This is a genomic window from Lentisphaerota bacterium, from assembly GCA_016873675.1.
Lineage (GTDB): Bacteria > Verrucomicrobiota > Kiritimatiellia > RFP12 > JAAYNR01 > VGWG01.
In genome coordinates this window covers 17639-37462 of the sequence record VGWG01000009.1, presented here as the reverse complement: position 1 = coordinate 37462, position 19824 = coordinate 17639, and the positions used below count along the sequence as shown (strand labels likewise).

The 19824-nt window shown below is 62.8% G+C and carries 19 protein-coding genes; 9 read left to right on the top strand and 10 right to left on the bottom strand.

All coding sequences use genetic code 11. The annotated features are described in order from the left end of the window. Positions 1-12: 12 nt before the first annotated feature. Complete coding sequence (gene murJ, locus FJ222_02565; GenBank protein MBM4163312.1) at positions 13-1611, bottom strand: murein biosynthesis integral membrane protein MurJ; 1599 nt, start codon at positions 1609-1611, stop codon at positions 13-15. Then, positions 1589-2773 (bottom strand): tetraacyldisaccharide 4'-kinase, encoded by a 1185-nt coding sequence (gene lpxK, locus FJ222_02560; GenBank protein MBM4163311.1) that lies wholly within the window; start codon positions 2771-2773, stop codon positions 1589-1591. Before lpxK ends, murJ begins: the two co-directional genes overlap by 23 nt. Positions 2774-2937: 164 nt before the next feature. On the opposite strand from lpxK, the gene asd reads away from it, so the two are divergent. From asd to FJ222_02545, 3 genes are read left to right on the top strand one after another with little or no spacing between them, the layout of a single operon-like run. Further along, on the top strand, positions 2938-4059 hold the full coding sequence (gene asd / locus FJ222_02555) for an aspartate-semialdehyde dehydrogenase (GenBank protein ID MBM4163310.1): 1122 nt from the start codon (positions 2938-2940) through the stop codon (positions 4057-4059). Beyond that, positions 4056-5030: a hypothetical protein gene (locus FJ222_02550; GenBank protein ID MBM4163309.1), complete on the top strand. Its 975-nt coding sequence runs from the start codon at positions 4056-4058 to the stop codon at positions 5028-5030. The genes asd and FJ222_02550 overlap by 4 nt, the downstream gene beginning before the upstream one ends. Before the next feature lie 34 nt (positions 5031-5064). Further along, positions 5065-5910: a prephenate dehydrogenase gene (locus FJ222_02545; protein MBM4163308.1), complete on the top strand. Its 846-nt coding sequence runs from the start codon at positions 5065-5067 to the stop codon at positions 5908-5910. Here FJ222_02545 and FJ222_02540 read toward each other — a convergent pair. Beyond that, positions 5900-7561, bottom strand: coding sequence for an STAS domain-containing protein (locus tag FJ222_02540; GenBank protein ID MBM4163307.1), 1662 nt, complete (start codon positions 7559-7561; stop codon positions 5900-5902). The two genes, FJ222_02545 and FJ222_02540, sit on opposite strands and share 11 nt — an antisense overlap. A 286-nt stretch (positions 7562-7847) precedes the next feature. Here FJ222_02540 and FJ222_02535 point away from each other — a divergent pair, with 286 nt between their 5' ends. From FJ222_02535 to FJ222_02510, 6 genes are all read left to right on the top strand, one after another. Then, the gene (locus FJ222_02535) at positions 7848-8276 is read left to right on the top strand and encodes an Rrf2 family transcriptional regulator (GenBank protein MBM4163306.1); all 429 of its coding nucleotides are present in this window, start codon (positions 7848-7850) and stop codon (positions 8274-8276) included. Next, on the top strand, positions 8273-8989 hold the full coding sequence (locus FJ222_02530; GenBank protein MBM4163305.1) for a 4Fe-4S dicluster domain-containing protein: 717 nt from the start codon (positions 8273-8275) through the stop codon (positions 8987-8989). The genes FJ222_02535 and FJ222_02530 overlap by 4 nt, the downstream gene beginning before the upstream one ends. A gap of 64 nt (positions 8990-9053) precedes the next feature. Then, on the top strand, positions 9054-10616 hold the full coding sequence (gene hcp / locus FJ222_02525) for a hydroxylamine reductase (protein MBM4163304.1): 1563 nt from the start codon (positions 9054-9056) through the stop codon (positions 10614-10616). A gap of 184 nt (positions 10617-10800) precedes the next feature. Then, positions 10801-11484, top strand: coding sequence for a hypothetical protein (locus tag FJ222_02520; GenBank protein MBM4163303.1), 684 nt, complete (start codon positions 10801-10803; stop codon positions 11482-11484). Beyond that, positions 11411-12340 (top strand): type II secretion system protein, encoded by a 930-nt coding sequence (locus tag FJ222_02515; protein ID MBM4163302.1) that lies wholly within the window; start codon positions 11411-11413, stop codon positions 12338-12340. The genes FJ222_02520 and FJ222_02515 overlap by 74 nt, the downstream gene beginning before the upstream one ends. Positions 12341-12396: 56 nt before the next feature. Beyond that, a complete protein-coding gene (locus tag FJ222_02510) occupies positions 12397-13794 on the top strand; it encodes a hypothetical protein (GenBank protein ID MBM4163301.1) in 1398 nt (465 codons plus the stop codon). Between the two features lie 69 nt (positions 13795-13863). On the opposite strand, the gene FJ222_02505 is transcribed toward FJ222_02510, so the two are convergent. The 7 genes from FJ222_02505 to FJ222_02475 all read right to left on the bottom strand — a co-directional run bounded on the left by FJ222_02505 (position 13864) and on the right by FJ222_02475 (position 19823). Then, a complete protein-coding gene (locus FJ222_02505) occupies positions 13864-16431 on the bottom strand; it encodes a leucine--tRNA ligase (GenBank protein ID MBM4163300.1) in 2568 nt (855 codons plus the stop codon). After that, complete coding sequence (panB, locus tag FJ222_02500) at positions 16428-17264, bottom strand: 3-methyl-2-oxobutanoate hydroxymethyltransferase (protein ID MBM4163299.1); 837 nt, start codon at positions 17262-17264, stop codon at positions 16428-16430. The genes FJ222_02505 and panB overlap by 4 nt, the downstream gene beginning before the upstream one ends. A gap of 387 nt (positions 17265-17651) precedes the next feature. Beyond that, positions 17652-18071: a putative toxin-antitoxin system toxin component, PIN family gene (locus FJ222_02495; protein MBM4163298.1), complete on the bottom strand. Its 420-nt coding sequence runs from the start codon at positions 18069-18071 to the stop codon at positions 17652-17654. After that, a complete protein-coding gene (locus FJ222_02490; protein ID MBM4163297.1) occupies positions 18068-18358 on the bottom strand; it encodes a hypothetical protein in 291 nt (96 codons plus the stop codon). Before FJ222_02490 ends, FJ222_02495 begins: the two co-directional genes overlap by 4 nt. Positions 18359-18562: 204 nt before the next feature. Then, on the bottom strand, positions 18563-19216 hold the full coding sequence (locus FJ222_02485) for a hypothetical protein (protein ID MBM4163296.1): 654 nt from the start codon (positions 19214-19216) through the stop codon (positions 18563-18565). Further along, positions 19213-19614, bottom strand: coding sequence for a hypothetical protein (locus tag FJ222_02480; GenBank protein ID MBM4163295.1), 402 nt, complete (start codon positions 19612-19614; stop codon positions 19213-19215). Before FJ222_02480 ends, FJ222_02485 begins: the two co-directional genes overlap by 4 nt. Next, complete coding sequence (locus tag FJ222_02475) at positions 19563-19823, bottom strand: hypothetical protein (GenBank protein MBM4163294.1); 261 nt, start codon at positions 19821-19823, stop codon at positions 19563-19565. The genes FJ222_02480 and FJ222_02475 overlap by 52 nt, the downstream gene beginning before the upstream one ends. Position 19824: the final 1 nt, after the last annotated feature.

The window sequence follows — 19824 nt, the reverse complement described above, 5'->3', positions numbered from 1 at the left end:
TTCCAGCCCCAATCACGTCTTGCGGAATCCGTGCACCAGCTCCCGCACCGCGCTGCGGCACAGCACCCAGACCAGCCCGCCGTAGATCACTGCCGACGACGCCAGCGTCACCGCCATCGCCACCAACTGGCCCGATTTGCCCCATTCCAGAAACGCGGTGGCCAACCGGGCGTGGAGCAGACAGGCCGCCACCGCCATCACACCCGCCGCCGCCAACGCGCCGCCCGCAGGGCCGAGCATCCCACGCACCTGCAGCACACACCCCTTGCGGCGCAACAGCCAGACGAGTAACAGCACCGAGACCCCGCTGGAGATCACCGTCGCAAGCGCAATCCCCGCGTGTTTCCACCCCGCAGGCCACGTCACCACAAACAGGACGTTCATCACGACATTCAACGCCACCGCGACCAGGCTCACCCGCACCGGGGTGACGGTATCACCCAGCGCGTAGAAAGCCGGTGTGATCGCCTTATGCAAGCAGAACACCAGCAATCCCGGCGCGTAGAAAGCCAAAGCTCGTGAGGAATAGAGGGCCGACTCAGCGTCAAAACGTCCGCCTTGGTAGACAAGCTGGATGATCGGCAGCGCCAGCACGAGCAGACCGACAGCAGCCGGAGACATGAGCAAGGCGATGTTCCGCAACGCCCGATCGAGCGTCGGCGGGATGGCCGCAGGATCGGCGGCAGCGGCTTGTCTGGAGAATGTCGGCAGCAACACCGTGGCAAACGCCGTGCCCACCAGACCCAGTGGCAGATAGACCAGCCGATCGGCGTATTCCAGTGCGGCAGGCGCCCATTTGCCGGCCCACATGGCCAGCAGTCCGTCGATGCAGACATTCACCTGCACCACGCCCGAGGCCAACGCCAAGGGGAGCGCGCGCTGCAGTACGCGCCTGACCTGCGGATCGTTCCACCACAGCAGATCAGGGATGAAGCGCACGCCGAGACGGCGCAGCGCGACCACTTGGAACAGTGCCTGCGCCACGCCAGCGGCGAGGACCGCCCAGGCCACGATGCGGATGCGCACCCCGGGATCGTCGGCTACGAACGGGCACACCCCGACGAGCACCAGAATCCAGATGATGTTGAGCAGCGCCGGCGCCAGCGCCGGCACCCAGAAGGCGCGCAGCACATTGAGCGCGCCCATGGCCAGCGCCGCCACGCAGATCAACGGCGCATAGGGCAGCATGATCCGCAGCAGCGGCAGGATCGCGGCAAAACGCGGGGTGGCGGCCATCCAAGCCTGCAACGGGAAGGTCGCCAATACGCCCAACGCGGCGACGCCACCCAAAACCGCGATGACGAAACCGGCGGTCTTTGCGAGCAGGCGCTCGCCCGCAGCCCTGCCGCCGCGGGCGACCGCCTCAGCGTAGGCGGGTATAAAGGCCGAAGAGAGCGCCCCCTCACCAAACAGTTTTCGGAAGAGGTTCGGGATACGAAAGGCCACGACAAATGCGGATGTTTCGAGGCTGGTGCCGAAAAACTGCGCCATCAGCACCTCGCGCACCAGGCCGGCAATGCGGCTGACAGCCGTACCGCCAGCCACTTTCCCCACTGACCGCAACACCGAAGGTGCAGCGTCGCTCATGCTACGTCCCCTTCCGCTCTCCATGGGTGCAGATATGCCGAACCGCCTCGTGGAAGTTCTCGGCTCCGGATAGAATCTCGATTTCCACCCGCAGGTAGTAGACGGGCACGGCCGGGCTCGCCAAACGCGGAAGCCGCACAGCGTCCTTCTCCGTGGTGATCACGGCACAGGCACCCAGTTCGTCAGCCTGGTTCACCGCATCGATGATCTCCTGAGCCTCATACCGGTGGTGGTCAGCATACCGGTCGCAGGTCATCAGCCGCGCGCCCATCGCGCGCAAAAAACCCTCAAAGCTCTGCGGCACGGCGATGCCCGAGAGCGCGGCAACTTTTTTTCCGCTGAGCCAGCTCAAAGGCTGTGTCTCGTCGCTGTAAGCATTCCGCAGATACCGGGGACGGTGGCAGCACTCGATGATTTCGGCCTGGGCGTTCAACTGGCGGAGCCGGGCGCGCAGCGTCTCCGACTGCCCGTCCGATTTGGTGATAAAAATGAAGTTGGCCCGCTTCAGATTGCGCACCGGTTCGCGCAACACACCCCGCGGCAAGACATTGCCATTGCCAAAGGGATTGGTCTTGTCGATCAGCACCAGCTCGAGCCGGTGCTTGAGCTTCTGATACTGAAAGCCATCGTCGAGCACCAGCGTGTCGCAGCCAAACTTCTTAATCGCATAACGCCCGCTTTTGACACGGTTCCTGTCTACCAGCACGACCACGCCGGGCAGGTTGGAGGCGAGCATGTACGGCTCGTCACCTCCCATTTCGCTATCGAGCAGCAGGTGGTGGCCGTCACTGACCACCCGCGGCGGCTCGATGCTTTCTCGGAAAAATCGCTGATACCAAGGCAGTTCCTTCTTGCGGTAGCCACGACTGAGAATCGCGACTTTGCGTCCCGACTTGTGCAGCTCGCGGGCGAAGATCTCCACCACCGGAGTTTTGCCGGTGCCACCCGCCGTGATGTTCCCGACACTGATCACCTGACAGCCGAGGGGGTAGCGATGCAAAATTCCCGCCTCATAAAAGAACAGGCGCGTCTGCACCACACCGCGAAAAAGATGAGACAGTCCTTTCAAAAAAGCGAGCAGCAGCCGGATCGACCCGGTATGCCCCTGGTCAGCCCCCGGCTGCTGAATCAGACGGATGAGAAACCGCTCCAGCTGCTCGATTCGTTTTGTTCGATTGCGTGCCATAACGTGTGAGATGTCCGGGATAATAGCGAAGATTGTCGCTGAAGGCAATGCCAACGCTGTCGATAAACGCTGTCGATAAACGCTCGACGTTCGCGCGTCAATTCGCTAACATCATGGTCAAATGATTCAGTTATCAGGGCTTGTATTAGGACGGGCGGAGTATTATGACACTGAAAGTCGGATTTGTCGGTTGGCGCGGGATGGTCGGTTCGGTCCTCGTGGAGCGGATGCGCGAGGAGGGCGATTTCAAAGGCTTCGAACCGGTCTTTTTCACGACGTCGCAGGTGGGCGGAACGGGCCCCGATGTGGGGTGTGGCCCGACCGCGTTGCTGGATGCCACCGATCTGCGCCGACTCGCCAAGATGGACATCATCGTCACCTGCCAGGGCGGCGACTACACGGGCGCGGTTTACGGCGATCTGCGCAAAGCGGGCTGGAAAGGCTACTGGGTTGACGCCGCCTCAACCCTGCGCATGGCCGACGATGCGGTGATCGTTCTCGACCCGGTCAATCGCGCGGTCATCAATCGCTCGCTCGCGGCCCACGGGCGCCTGTTCGTGGGCGGCAACTGCACCGTCAGCCTGATGCTCATGGCGGTCCACGGGCTCTTCGAGGCCGGGCTGATCGAATGGGTTTCGACGATGACCTATCAGAGCGCGTCCGGCGCCGGCGCCAAGAACATGCGCGAGTTGCTCCTGCAGATGCGTCAGATCGCCGCTGCGCCGGGTGCCCTGCTCGATGATCCGGCCGCCGCGATTCTGGAGATCGACCGCCAGGTCGCCGCGAGCGTCCGCGACCCGTCCCTGCCGACCCAGCATTTTGGCGCACCGCTCGCCGCCAGCCTCATCCCGTGGATCGACAAGGCCGTGGCCGACGGCCAGACGCGGGAGGAATGGAAGGGCTTTGTCGAGTGCAACAAGATCCTCGGTCTGGCCGAGCCGATCCCGGTTGACGGCGTGTGCGTCCGCGTCGGCGCGATGCGCTGCCACAGCCAGGGCCTGACCCTCAAGCTGAAGAAAGATCTACAGGTCGAGCACGTCGAGTCGCTGCTGGCCGGCGCGAACGACTGGGTCCGCGTGGTGCCCAATGACAAGGCGTCAACCCTGCGCGATCTCACCCCCGCCGCCGTGTCGGGCACCCTGACCGTCCCCATTGGCCGCCTGCACAAAATGAAGATGGGGCCTGAATACATCGCCGCGTTCACGGTCGGCGACCAGCTCCTGTGGGGCGCCGCCGAACCCATCCGCCGCATGTTGAACATCATCCGCGAGCATCTCAACCGATGAAACGCTTCCTAACCACATATCTGCTCACCGCAGGGATCGGCACGGCAACGGTTTATTATGGGACGCCCATGATCGCCGCCAAGCTTCCCCGCCTGACGAACCCCGCGTTCGCCATCACCGGGCCGTCCGTTGACGATCTCACGCCCTCCAGCGTGGCTTTCGCACGCATGTCGCCGGTGACAGACGCCTCGTCCGCCGACCCCGATGATTCGTCGCCAGGCAACGGGACACGATCGATCGAAGGGGATGACGCCCCGATTAACGCCCCGCCGGAGGCGCCGATTATCGAACCGCCGCCAGTCATTCCCCCCTATCAGCCTCCTGCCTCCAGTACCAACGCGAGCTCGTGGGCTATTTTGATCCAGCGCGCTGTCCACTACTCGACGGGAGGCAAAAACCTCGGTATGCTTCCCGCCGGTACGTTCGGCGAAGTGATCAAAACCACGACATCCTCGGACGGTGATGTCGCGGTTTGCACGATCGATCAGGACGGGCAGTGGAAAGGACCGGTCCTTATCGGCGTTGCCAACCTGGTTGTATTCGAGGGTCCGTTTACCACTGTGTCCGCCGATACTCTGGGACTGCTTCGCCACTACTATGCCCTGAAGGAACGCATCGACGCGCGCACGGCGGCGATACAGCAGGCGATCACGGCGGCGAACCCCCATGCCGCCGCCTACGTCCGCGCCACCGACGCGGTCAACGAATTCGTCCTCCGCGCCAAAAAGATGTCCGCCACGTTCAAGGATGCCACAGGACCGGCGCGATCCGAAATGCTCGACCAGCTCAAGCGGATGAAGTTTGAGCAAGTCCGCCTGAATTCGGAACTCAGTCAGGCCGAGGCGCGGATGAAGGAGTGGACTGCGAATAATCCGGACTCGCCGACGAATGCCGCTTCCGACCCCGAACTCAGCGGCTGGCTCGCCGAACTGCGCCGGATCGAACCCCTGAAACAGGCGATCATCCCGTGAGAACGGGTGCCGCATTCAACGAAGAGGACCGAACATGATCATTGCCATTGTCGGACTCGGACTTATCGGCGGATCGGTGGCCCGCGACCTCGCCCGGACCGGGCTGGCGACTTCCCGCCTCGGGGTGGACAGCGATCCCGGAAACCTTCGCACCGCCTTGGAACTGGGCCTCGTTGACCGGGCGCTCCCGCTGGCCGAGGCCGTGACGGCGGCCGACCTCATCATTCTCGCCGTGCCTGTGGACGCCATCTTCCGCATCCTGCCCGGGGTCCTCGACCGCATCAGCGACCGGCAGACGGTCGTTGACCTGGGATCGACCAAGCAGCTGATCGTCGACGCCGTTCGAGGCCATCCCCGCCGCGCGCGGTTTGTCGCCGCGCACCCGATGGCCGGCACGGAGGATAGCGGTCCCGCCGCTTCGCGCGAGACCCTCTTCGCCGGGCGCGCCGCCATTCTGTGCGACACGTCCGACAGCGCGCCCGATGCTCTCGCGACCGCCGAGCGCCTCTTCACCGTCGGCCTTGGCATGCGCCTCCTGTGCCTGGATGCCGCGTGCCATGACCTGCATGCCGCCTACGTCTCCCACCTCCCGCATGTCCTCGCGTATGCCCTCGCCCTGGCCGCCCTCAATCCCGAACACGACGCCCAGGTCCGTTTCTCCCTCGCCGCCGGCGGCTTCACCTCGACGGCGCGCCTCGCCAAGAGCGGCCCCGCCATGTGGTATCCAATACTCAGCCAAAATCGCACGCATCTGCTCGGCGCTATCGCCGCCTTCCGGGCACATCTGGACGCCATCACCCACGCCATCACCGACGGCGACTCCGACCGCATCCGCGCCCTGATTACCGAAGCCAACCGCATCCGCGCGTTTATCGCGTGAGGCGCTCCCGCGCGCGGTTCAAGGCGTCGTCAATGTCGCCAAAGACATTGTCCTGCCCCACGCGGTCCAGAAAGCCGGAGCGCGTCATCAGCACCAGCGGCTGACTGTGAACGCCCGCGAGGATGAGCCGCGTTCCCCGTTTTTCACACTGCCGGAATACGTCGTCCAAAATGTTCAGTGCCGTGGCGTCCAGCGCCAGGACATGCCGCATGTGGAAAATCAGAACCTGCGGCCTGCGACTGATCAGATCAATCGCGTCGCGGCATTTGTCGGCCGCGCCGAAGAACATCGGCCCGTTGATCTCAAACACGTCGCACCCCTTCGGGACCTGCCGCCGCGAGGCGTCCGGAGCGCCGTTCCCCGCGTCCGCCGGGTCGCCGAGCAGGCGCGTCAGGTAGCCCGCCTGCGTGGCCTCCGCCATCCGCCGGATGAACAGGAATGCGGCCAGAATCATTCCGATCTGGATCGCCACCGTCAAATCGATCAGGACCGTCAGCAGAAACGTCGCCATCATGACCAGCGCGTCGCTCCGGGTGCTGCGGAACATCCTCCGGAACAGGTGCAACTCGCTCATGTTCCACGCCACCACGGCCACGATGCCGCCCAAGGTCGCCATCGGAATCATGGCGGCCCAGCGTCCAAGACAGAGCATGATCAAAAGCAATACGACCGCATGGACAATCCCGGAGAGCGAGGAGCGCCCGCCGTTCTTGATGTTAGTCGCGGTGCGAGCGATCGCGCCGGTCGCCGGAATGCCGCCGAACAGCGGCGACACCACATTGGCCAGCCCCTGGCCAATCAACTCCGTGTTGGAGTGATGGCGCTGCCCCGTCATGCCGTCGGCCACCACGGCGGAGAGCAGCGACTCGATCCCCGCAAGCAGGGCGATCGAAATGGCCGGGGAAAACAGCGTGCGGAACGTCTCCAAGCTTACCCGCGGCACGCGCGGCGCCTGAATACGCATCCCTTCGGCGACCGCCGGAAAACGCTGACCGATCGTTTCCATCTCGAAATCCAACCCCCACGCCCACGCCGCCTGCACCGCAGCGGTCGTGACCAAGATCGCCACCAGCGAACCCGGAACACGCTGCGTCACCCGCTTCCAATGCAGCACGATCAGAACGGTCACCGCCCCGATCCCCACCGCCAGCGGATTCACCGTGCCGAGGTGACGGCCGTATGCCAGCATCTTTTCAATGAAGTCGGCGGGAACCTTGTCCATGTGCAGCCCCAACAGGTCTTTGATCTGACCGGCAAAGATGATCAGCGCAATCCCGGTCGTGAACCCCACCGTCACCGGATAGGGAATGTATTTGATGACCGACCCACAGCCTGCAAACCCCATGATGATCAGCATCACGCCGGCCATCAGCGTCGCCACCGCCAACCCGTCGTACCCATGCTGCGCCACAATCCCGTAAATAATCACGATGAACGCGCCGGTGGGGCCGCCGATCTGCACCCGGCTGCCGCTAAACGCGGAAATCAGAAAGCCCGCAATCACGGCCGTGGCCAGCCCCTGCGTGGGCGACACCCCCGACGCAATCCCGAAGGCGATCGCCAACGGCAACGCCACCACCCCGACGATCAGTCCGGCAACCAGATCGTGAAGCACGTCCGAAAACGAATACGGACGAGTAAAAAGATCCATCGATGCCGGTCGAAACCGCACAGCCACCCAGGCACGCAAACCAGACAGACTATTCACGACTGAAATCCTCTGCCACCGGAATGCGCGCGTCCCACGAAGCCGCTGACCCGTGTGGCGGTGACGGCAAAAAAAGAAGGGGGATATTACTCCCGCACGCGTCGTTTGTCCAGTCAATCAATACGCAATCAATACGCAAACGGGTTGAAAAAATATTCTATCTAACCCTATTGACACTATTCAGGTATTCTGGTACTTTTATTCCCGAACTCACAAAGGGGCTGGTTTTATGGGTACTCCAATCAGAATTTCAGAAGCGGCATCCATCGCCCTGCATGCCTGTATCTGGCTGGCGCGTGACACCGGTCGCTATCACGCCACCCGCGAAATCTGCGCCGCCTTGGCTTGTTCGCAGTCTCATCTGGCCAAAGTCATGCAGGATCTCGCCCGGGCGCGCATCATCCAATCACAGCGCGGTCCCTCAGGCGGCATACGCCTCGCGGCCCGTCCCGATCAGACGACCCTTCGCGCCGTCTATGAGGCTGTCGACGGGGCGATCGCGCAGGACGTCGCCTGCCTCCTCCCCCTTTCGGTGTGCCCCGGCGAAGGCTGCGTACTGGGCCGCGCGCTCGCGGCTATTCACAACCAGTTCGCCTCCCTGCTGGCGCGCACCACGCTGGCCGACATTGTCAATGCAACAACCCAGGAGAAATTATGAAACGAAAGATCATCACCATTGACGAAGCCGCCTGCACCGGGTGTGGCCTGTGTATCGATGCCTGCCACGAAGGAGCCCTGCAGCTTGTGAATGGCAAGGCGAAGCTCGTCTCGGACAGCTACTGCGACGGTCTCGGCGCCTGCCTTCCCGCGTGTCCGGCGGACGCGATCCACATCGTCGAACGTGAGGCGGCGCCGTTTGACGAGGCCGCCGTGGCGGCCAAACAGGCCTCCCCCACCCCGCCGCCGCTGCCCTGCGGCTGCCCCGGAACGCTGGCGAAGTCCATCTCCCGTCCCAAAGCCGCCCCCCCCGAGGTATCACCGGCCGCCATGGCCGCCACGCTCGAATCCCGCCTGACGAACTGGCCGGTGCAGATCAAGCTGGTGCCACCGAACGCGCCGTACCTGCAGAACGCCGCGCTGCTCATCGCCGCAGATTGCACCGCCTTCGCCTATCCCGACATCCACCGGCGCTTCATGGCCGGCAAGGTCACGCTGATCGGCTGCCCCAAGCTGGATGCCGGCGACTATTCCGAGAAGCTCACCGCCATCCTGCAGAACAACGACATCCGCAGCCTCACCATCCTGCGCATGGAGGTGCCCTGCTGCGCCGGCATCGCCAACGCCGCCAAGCAGGCGCTGGTCAATAGCGGCAAGCTGATCCCCTGGCATGTCGTCACGATCGGCACGGACGGCGCGATCCTGGAGGAGTAGGTCCCGTTTTTTTCGCCGGCTGATTTTTTCAACACCACACACACCACACAAGGAGGTTCACACCATGAGCGACATGTTCTGTTTCCAATGCGAGCAAACGGCGGGCGGCAAAGGCTGCACCCGCGTCGGCGTCTGCGGCAAGAAGCCCGAGATCGCCGGCATTCAGGACGAGATCACCGCCGGGCTGATCACGCTGGCGCGCGCCCTGGACGGCAAGCCCCCCTGCGCCTCCTGCGAGGCGCTCTTCATGGACGCCCTGTTCATGACCGTCACCAACGTCAACTTCGACGCCGCGCCCCTGACCGCCATGCGCGACCGCATCCGCGCGGCCATCGCCAAGGCCGGCGGCGCCCCGGCCTTCAAGCCGGAGGAGCTGTTCCACGGCGACACGGACATCGTCTCCCTGCGCTCCACCCTCCTCTTCGGCCTGCGCGGCATGGCCGCCTATGCCCACCACGCCCGCGTCCTCGGCAAGACCGATCCCGAGGTCTCCGGCTGGTTCCGCAAGGGGATGAAGGCGCTGGGCGATGACCACAGCGTCTCGGAGTGGCTGGGGCTGATTCTCGAGTTCGGCAAGGTCAATCTGACCTGCATGGGGCTGCTCGACGCGGGCAACACCGAAACCTACGGCCATCCCGTGCCGACGCCCGTGCCGACGACCCGCGAGAAGGGACCGTTCATCATCGTGACCGGCCATGACCTGCACGACCTCAAGATGCTGCTGGAGCAGACCGCCGGGAAGGGCGTCAACGTCTATACTCACGGCGAGATGCTCCCCGCACATGCCTATCCCGGGCTGAAGAAATACCCGCAGCTCAAGGGCAACTTCGGCACTGCGTGGCAGAATCAGCAGAAGGAGTTCGACAACCTCCCCGGTGTTGTCCTCTTCACCACCAACTGCATCATGCCGCCCAAGCCCACCTACGCAGGCAACCTCTACACCACGGCCGAGGTCGGCTGGCCGGGCGTCACGCACATCGCGGCCGACGCGGCCGGGCACAAGGACTTCTCCGCCGTGATCGCGCACGCCGTGAAGCTCGGCGGCTGGACCCAGCCGCAGGCGGGCGAGCCGCTGCTCACCGGCTTCATGCGCAACGCCGTCCTCTCGGTGGCCGACAAGGTCGTCGCTGCGGTCAAGTCGGGCGCGGTGAAGCACATCTTCCTCGTGGGCGGGTGCGACGGCGCCAAGCTTGGACGCGACTACTACACGGAGTTTGTGGAGCAGGCGCCGAAGGACACGCTGATTCTCACCCTCGCCTGCGGCAAATACCGCTTCAACCACCTGCAGGCCAAGCTGGGCGACATCGGCGGCATTCCGCGCCTGCTCGACATGGGGCAATGCAACGACGCCTACTCGGCGATCCAGGTCGCCGTGACGCTGGCCAAGGTCTTCAACTGTGGCGTCAATGACCTGCCGCTCACGCTCGTCCTCTCCTGGTACGAGCAAAAGGCGGTCTGCATCCTCCTCACGCTGCTGGCGCTCGGGATCACAAACATCCGCATCGGGCCGAGCCTGCCCGCATTCCTCTCGCCGACCGTCCTCAACGTCCTCGTCGAGACGTTCAAGCTCACCCCGATCACCACCGCCTCCGCAGATCTGAAAACGATCTTGGGATCGGCCGCATAGATAGAAAACGTTGACAGAACGTGATTTTTTTGGCATCCTCTGCAACGTGAAGCCATTTTGTTCAAAGGCATGCGGACCTGTGCCGGTCGGCAAGCGATGTCTGGGCAGTGCGCGCAGGGCTCGTTCGGGATTCTCCCTGACCGAGCTCGTGTGTTCGGTGTTTGTGTCATCGGTGGCGGGCCTCATGTTCTTTAGCCTGTTCGGGGCGTGGCGGACGATCGAATCAAAAGTGACCGTCAAGTCGGAGCTTTTGATGGAAGGCGGCACGGCGCTGGAGCAGATCATACGCGCCGTGCGGGAGGAGATGGTGGATCTGGTGAAGGTGCGTTACGCCTCCACTGGGCTCACCAACGCGCTCGTGATTCTGCAGGACATCAACGGCGACGGCGTCGGTGATCGCCTCAAGGGGTGGGGCCTTCGGGTGATGGATGCGAATGGCGACGGCATCCAGGATCGTGTCGACATGAATGACGACGGGACGATGGAGACGCCCTTGTGGGAACTCGTTGAAGTCTCCAAGCCGGGAACGAATCTGGCTTCATCCGTCTCCTGGAACTCGACCGTGTTGTGCCGGAACGTGGTGGCTCCCTGGACGTCTCTGGACGGCCGCTACGTGTATCGGCCTTTTTGTTATGCCGGACGGGATCCTGCATTGGACAAGAGTCCCAAGGATGGCTATGTTTCCGAGACCGAACTGGACGTCAACGCCAACGGGGTGCTCGATGTGGTGGAGTACTCCAAGATCGCAACCATCCACCTGGGGCTCAAGTTGGTGAAGATGAGCGCCATTCGCGATGTGGAATCGGTCATCGTGTATCAAGGCACGATGTCGCCACGCAATTGGCAGCCCTTGGGCAAGTACTACTAGGAGGTGCATCATGACCACGCAAGGTTCCCCGCGATCAAGAACGACCGGTTTCACCCTGGTGGAGGCGATGGTGGTGGTCGTCTTGCTGTCACTGATTTCGGCGGGGATTTTTCGCACGACCAGCATGGTGATCAGAAGCGTGCGGGTGAACAATAACATCCGGGCTGCCAATAATCAGCTTCAGCAGCAGATTGAAAACATCCGTGGGATGGACTACTACCGCATCGGATCCCAGCCAGGGACCGGCGTGGCGTACATGAACCGCACTGTGACCAAGACGAACGATGTGTACGACGCCACCAACGATGTCCTGCTCGTCAGCCGGATCGTGTTGGCCGACTCCGGAACGGTCAGCACGAACGGCCATATCCTGGCGACCATGACCACCTATGCCGCTTCGGTGGATGATCCGGTGGATGGCCTGGGCGGCGCCGATGCGGACCGCGACACGAACGACGCCATGCGGGTGCGCGCCGAGATCGTCTGGGTGGACATGGGCAAGACCTACACCCGAAGCCTGGAAACTTTGGTGTACGGCATCATCTCAAACGATGAGCCCACCGACACAGCCGGCGTCGCTCCGGAAGACGACCCGAGTTTCGGCGACGGAGACGATGGCGTGGTCGACATCCTGAAGGCGGAGTATAACAAAAAGGACCAGAAACTCACGGTGGAGGCGACGGCCTCTGGAAAAGGCGCGAATACCCTGACGCTGGTCGGCTACGGGAGCATGGATTACGACAGCAAGAAGGACAAATGGAAGTATGACGAGAAAAAACAGGCCAATCCCGGAGCAAACGTGAAAGTAACGGCGAAGTTGGGCGGCGAAGACATTTATCCGGTCAAGCAGAAGTGATGACAGGGAACGGAATGCCAACAGGCAAATCAGCACACCCCCGGCAGGAGGCAACGTTGAAAACAAAGCAATGCGGCGGCTTCGGAATGATTGTCTACATGATCGTCGCGTTGGTCGTGATCGGCACGGCGACCGCGCTGATGGGCTTCCTCTCGGCGCTGACGTGGCAGACGCGGCGCACGGTCGCCAGCACGGAGGCCTTTCAGGCCGCCGAGGCGGGCATGAGCCGAGCCATCTTCATGGCGCAGTCGGTGGACGATTGGTCGACGTTCACCACCAATGGATGGACCGCGCTTCCCTCGACGAGCGCCGAGTATTTCATCGCGTTCACGGACATCCTGTCGAGCGGCATGATCGTCACCGCGACGGGGCGGAAGCCGTTTGGGGGCGGCTATACCTACCGCAAACTTCAGGTCCACATCGCGACTGCCCGCCCGAAGGCGTTGGATTACGCGCTGTTCGGGCAAAAGGTCGGTTTTCACAACCACATGAAAAAGAATTACGGGCTAACCATCACCAGCGATATCTGGTCGAACGAGGATCTCACCATTCATCGCGGCCTCACACTCAGCGGGGATTGCACGGCGTGCGGTCAGATCTTGTTCGCGACCCAGCCCACCGGGCTCGATGATAAAAACAAAGAGATCGGGCCGACCAGGTATACCGGCGAAATGCTCGATGGCACGCCCGGATCGCCCTTTTACGCCCCGAATCACGGCAAACCCGTGCCCGAGCCCATCCCGTTTCCCGTGTTCGATTTCGCGGCGGCATCGAACTCGGCCGTCGCCAGCGGCACCTTTTTTCCGACGGCTGCGGCATTCACGGCCTATCTGACGAATTCAACCAAGGCGACCATCGTCAAGTATCCGGCCACAAATCCGGCGCCCTATGGTTTTCCGGCGCCCTTGCCCACCAACTCGAACAACAAGATCTGGCTGAGGAAGACATATTCAGCGCCAACCGGAACGAAGACGGGCATCGTGAGCCGAACGACCATCGGCGCGACGGGAAGCAGCAACACGATCTTCTATGTCAAGGGGAGTGTTGCGCTCACCGCCGATTGCAACGCGCTGCTCGTGATCTACGGGGGCCTGGTGGTGGAGGGGAGCGTGACCGTCAAGGCCCCGCTGGAGCTGTATGCCGGGGCCTCAACGCCGGCAATCGCGGCCACGGGCAAGATCGACATCACGGACAAGGATCACACCGATGGCAACGGCGGTCCGGTCAACATCAAGGGGATCGTCTACACGCTCGCCGAATGCCACATCCACCAGACCGATCCTTACAATGCGGTCTCGATCCTGGGCATCGAAGTGGCGCAATACATCCATAATTGCGAATGGTTCTCGTTCACCTATGCGCCCTGGATGGGGGTCACGGGGTTCTCCAGTGGCACGGGCGAACAGAGCCTGACCGTCTCCCGCTGGCGGGAACTGCCGGCAGGCCCCCCCTGACACCGATGAGCGTCGTGCGCCACTTGGGCCTCTGCTGGCTCTGGTCAGCGATCCGATCCTGATCGAAGCTCATCCCACGATGTTGACCAGCCGTCCCGGCACGCAAATCACCTTGCGCACGGGGCGTCCGGCGAGGGCGGTGATGACGTCGGGATGCCCGAGGGCGAGTGCCTTCTGGGTCGCCTCGTCGGCGTCGGCGGGCATCAGGATGCGGGCCTTGGGCTTGCCTTGCACCTGCGCCAGCACCTCAACTTCGGTGACGGTGAGAACCGTTTCGTCGACGGTCGGCCACGGCTCGTACGCCAGGCTCTGCGTGTGTCCCAGCGATTCCCAGAGCTCTTCGCCGAGGTGCGGCGCAAACGGCGAGAGCAGCAGCACGAAGGCCTCGGCGGCGGCCCGCGGCAGCGGCTTGCGCTCCCCCGAGAAGGCGTTGAGGCAGATCATCAACTGGCTGATGGCCGTGTTGAAACCCAGCGTTTCAAGATCGCCGGTCACCTTCTTGATCGTCGCGTGCAGCATCCGCAGGTGTTCCCGATCCATCGGCGCGTCGGTGAGCGGCTGCGCGGTGATCATCCGATGCGAGCGCTTGAGAAAGCGGTAGACGCCCTCGACGCCCTGCGTGTTCCACGGCTTCACCGCCTCGAGCGGACCCATGAACATCTCGTAGAGCCGCATGCTGTCGGCGCCGTATTCGCCGATCACGTCATCGGGGTTGACCACGTTCTTCAGCGATTTGGACATCTTGGCGGCGAATTCGACGAGCTTCTCGCCCGTCTCCGCGTGCACCGGGCCCTCGGGCGTGTGGCTCACGTGATCCATGGCGACCAGCGCGCCGCGCTGATCCTTGTAGGAGAGCCCCAGGATCATCCCCTGGTTGACCAGCCGCTGGAAGGGCTCGGAGGTCGACACGTAGCCGAGGTCGAAGAGGACCTTGTGCCAGAAGCGGGCGTACAGCAGGTGCAACACCGCATGCTCGGCGCCGCCGACGTAGAGGTCCACCGGCATCCAGTACTTCTCCTTGGCGGGATCAACCAGAGCATCCGGATTGCGCGGGTCAATGTAGCGGAGGTAGTACCAGCACGACCCCGCCCATTGCGGCATGGTGTTGGTCTCGCGGCGGCCGCGCTGGCCGGTCTTGGGATCGCTGTACGCCAGCCAATCGCCGGCTTTGGACAGCGGCGGTTCGCCTGTGCCTGTCGGCTTGAAGTCGGCGAGTTCGGGGAGGGTCAGCGGCAGGTCGGCCTCGTCCACCAGACGGATGGAGCCGTCGTCCATGTGGATCACCGGGAACGGCTCGCCCCAGTAGCGCTGGCGGCTGAAGAGCCAGTCGCGCAGCTTGTACTTCACGGCCTCGCGGCCGATGCCCCGCGCGGCCAGCCAGTCGGTGGTGCGGCGTTTGGAGTCGGCCACCTCCAGGCCGTTGATGTCGAGCCCCTGGTCGTTGGCGGAATGGATCATCCGGCCGTTGCCGGTCCAGCAGGCGCGGCCGTCGAGCACGGCCGCCACATCCGCGCCGGCCGCGGCCGCCGCCGCCGCGTCCGGCGCGATGATGCAGCGGACGGGGAGGTTGAAGGTCTGCGCGAACTCGAAATCGCGGGTGTCGTGCGCCGGCACGGCCATGATCGCGCCGGTGCCGTAGCTGATCAGCACGTAGTCGGCGACCCAGACCGGCAGCTTCTCGCCGGTGACCGGATTGATGGCGTAGCCGCCAGTGAAGACGCCGGTCTTGCCGGGGTTCAGCTCGGTCCGGTCGAGATCGCTCTTGCGCGACGCCGCCTCCTGATAGGCCTGCACCGCCGCGCGCTGCGCCGCGGCGGTGACCGCCGCCACGCCCGGATGCTCCGGGGCCAGCACCAGATAGGTCGCGCCGAAGAGGGTGTCGGGGCGGGTCGTGTAGACCGTCACCCGCAGGTCCGATCCGGCGATGATGAAATCCACCTCCGCGCCGACCGACTTGCCGATCCAGTTGCGCTGCATCTCCTTGATCCCCTCGGACCAGTCGAGGGTCTCCAGGTCGTTGAGGAGCCGCTCGGCGTAATCGGTGATGCGCAGCATCCACTGGCACATCGGACGCCGCACCACCGGGTGGTTGCCCCGCTCGCTGCGGCCATCAATCACCTCTTCGTTGGCCAAAACCGTGCCCAGCGCCGGACACCAGTTGACCGCGACTTCGGCCCTGTAGGCCAGCCCCTTCTTATGCAATTGCTCGAAGATCCACTGCGTCCACTTGTAATAGCCCGGATCGGTGGTGTTGACCTCGCGATCCCAGTCGTAACTGAAGCCCAGCGCCTTGATCTGCTTGCGGAAATGCGTGATGTTCCGTTCGGTGGTAATCGCCGGATGGGTTCCGGTCTCAACCGCATATTGTTCGGCGGGGAGTCCAAAGGCGTCCCAGCCCATGGGATGCAACACGTTGAATCCGCGCATCCGCTTGTAGCGGCAGAGAATGTCGGTCGCGGTATAGCCTTCGGGATGGCCAACATGCAGCCCCGCGCCGCTGGGATACGGAAACATGTCGAGCACATAATACTTGGGCTTTCCGGGGACAAAATCCTCCGTCTTGAAGGTCTTGTGCTGCTCCCAATACGCCTGCCACTTCGCTTCAATCGCCGCAAAATCGTAATGACTCTCGCTCATGTCGCCGGTCCCTTGTCTGTTGGCGTCCCGAAACTCTGCGCAGCGGATGGAAACACGCCGGACGCGACCTCCTCCGCATAGGCCGAGAAAGCCTGCCGCATGGTGTCGGCCAGCGTCGCATAGCGCTTGACAAAGGTCGGCTGAAACGCCTCATTCAGGCCGAGCATGTCGTGATAAACCAGAATCTGTCCGTCGCAGAAGGGCCCGGCCCCGATGCCGATGGTGGGGACCGGAACTGCTTCGGTAATGACCCGGGCGAGCGGCGCGGGAATGCACTCCAGCACGATCGCGAATGCGCCCGCCTCGGCCAGGGCCACCGCATCGTCGAGCAGGCGACGGCCGTCATCGGCGCTCTTGCCCTGAAGTCGGAAGCCGCCCACCTGGTTGACCGACTGGGGCGTCAAGCCGATGTGCGCCAAAACGGGGATGCCGCACTCGGTCAGGCGGGCGATACGGGAGACCCGGCTGCCTCCCCCCTCGATCTTGACAGCGTCGGCGCCGCCCTCCTGCAACAACCGCCCCGCATTGGTCAGCGCCTGCTCGTCAGAAACCTGATAGGTCATAAACGGCATGTCGGCGACGACCAGCGCATGCGCCACGCCGCGCGCAACGGCCGCCGTGTGGTGGATCATGTCGTCGAGGGTCACCGGCAGCGTGTTGGCATGGCCCAGCATGGTCATGCCGAGCGAGTCACCGACGAGGATCAGCGGGATGCCCGCGCCGTCCATGATGCGCGCCGTCGTGAAATCGTAGGCGGTGAGGCACGCCAGCCGGGTGCCAGCCCCCTTCGCTTCGCGGATCTTCTTCGTGGTCCACGTTTTCATGGGCGCCATAATACCATGAACCGCCGGGTAACAAAAGAGGCAGTTTATGCGGACAGGAGTGGGGGCGCGACTCCTTTTCATAGCGGTAGCTTCCGAGAATGACCCCCATGCAATAATCCCGCTCCTGCTTCGCCAGCCCCATCGAATGATAACGCTCGATCTGGGCGACAAACGGCTGAAGCGCCTCTTCTATCAATGTACGGCTAGTTCTTCATGTCGTTTCAAACCCCGGACAGCCGGTCTCATCGGCGTGCTGCCTGGATTTGGGGTATTCCCGGCAATGATCCGGCACTGAAAGCCGTCTTCTCTCACGTCTCTCTCCACCGTTTCAACTGCGGGATGCTTCACGTAAACAACCGTCCGGGCTTCTGCTGCCATCGGCATTCGCTCCCCCGTTTACCTTTGACACCGTGGCTGCACACGCAGCATGTCCATGAATTCTCGGGGGCTGACAACCCGGACCGCACCCACAGCCTTTTGTGGAAAGTGTTTTTTGTTCCCCGTGACCAGAACCGCCTGCGCCTCCGTCGCCACTTCCAGGAAGGGGAGATCATCCGGGTCGGGCAGGATAACGTCCAGAGGCATTGCGGTGACCGCCTCGGCGCAATCGTTCAAAAAATGCAGAAAATCCCGGACGGCCTCGGCATTAAGATGCAACCGTGGTTCCGCACATACGCGCCGGTACTCGGCCATCAGTCTGCTGTCAAGTGCCGCGACGAGTCGGCTCTCACTCAGCAGATCCAGAATGAGGGCGCAGGTTCCTCCCGTCGTCATCATTCCGGAAACAAGCACGTTGGTGTCGAGCACGACCTTCATGCCTTAACCTTGGCGCGGCGGGTGTCCGCTATAATCGCATCAATCTCCGCCATGGACATGTCTGCTGTTCCGGCCAGAGCCGCGCGCTCGCGAAGCCGTTCCAGGGCCACCTTTGCCCGCGCCCCGCGGATCGCCCGCAACTCTTTGTCAAAACATTCGGGATGCACGGCGGACACGATTGCGAAGGGGCGCCCGCTGGCCGTGAGCACGACTTCTTCGTCACGGTCCAAGTCACGGCGCATCGCCCCTGTGTTCACGCGAAACTCTCTGGCAGTCATGAATTTCATCTGGATTCCTCCTCTTATGGCATCAATAGAGTACCAAATCCGGCACACATATCAACCCATAAGTGATCATCATTATGGGCGCATGGCAGTTCTGATGAGGGTTACTTAATCGTAATCGTAATCGTAATCCCCCCAACCCTCGCCGATCCGACTCGTAGACGGCTCCCTGATCATGCCGGGGCAAACGCATCTAATATTCAGGCACTATTGCATATGCTGGCTCTCGACGCCGTTGCGAGGGGTCTGCATTCGTTGCGAAGCCGGGAAAAGCGGTGTCGCGCGGAATACCGCTTGCCACCGCACTCCAGACGCTGCCGCCCGGACGAAGGGCTTCGGGACGTCGCGCCAGCCATTTTGGATTGCGGTGGCAAGCGGTATTCCGCGCGACACCGCTCTCAGGAGTAAGAAACGATTATGCTTACGAATCAACGACCTCATCGGAGAGCATCGCGACGCCATGCACTCCTTGAACTCTGACTTCGACTCCTTTTCATAGCGGTAGCTTCCGAGAATGACACCCATGCAATAATCCCGCTCCTGCTTCGCCATCCCCATCGAATGATAACGCTCGATCTGGGCGACAAACGGTTGAAGCTCTTCTTCTATCAACTGTACGGCAGCATCCTCCGGAGTGGTGTACCCGTCCCGATGCCGCCCGGCCCTATCCCAGCAGTCTTCGACGGCGATCCCGTCCAACTGATTAAACACCTCATCCGCGATCTCCTCGACATCCACGGCGGCCAGAACGCGCTTCGCCTCGACCAGAATCGCATCGGCAACGTCCCCCTGCCGGGCAGCCAAGCGCTGCAACACGTCAAGGGCTTGCTCCCCGGTCAGTTTGGACAGCAGATTCTTCATGGCGTTTCAAACCCCGGACAGCCGGTCTCGTCGGCATGTCGCCTGGATTTGGGGTATTCCTGGCAATGATCCGGCTTCATGTCGTGGATGCGGCAGACATAGCGGTCGCTTCCGGAGACCGGCTGCAACCACGGGCATCGGCTCACGTCGTCGCCCGTTTTCGGATCGATCCAGAGATCGTACACGCACGCGTCGCCGACCTCAATCCGGTCGACCCACGCCAGAATGTCATCCCGTCCCGCAGCCTCCCAGCGTTCGATGTCGGCATCCGTCGCGCAGGCGGAAAACGCACCGCTCACATCAATGCAGCAATGTCCGCACTGCCGGCATTGGAATCCGTCTTCTCTCACGTTGTTCTCCACCGCTTCAGACGCGGGATGCTGCGCGTGAACAACCATGCCATGAAACCGGGCATGCCCATTTCTTTCAGCTTGCCGATACAGAACCGCTGCATGTCGGCGGCAGTCCGGATCTCCGGCGAGGTGAACGCGCCATTCCGGAAGCAGTAACTGCAATAGTCCGGGCTCTTGCTCCCGTCCGCACTCGTCCCCCCGCCCTCGGGGTCCTTCTTCATTGGCATACCGCAACTCTGACAGAACTTATTCATG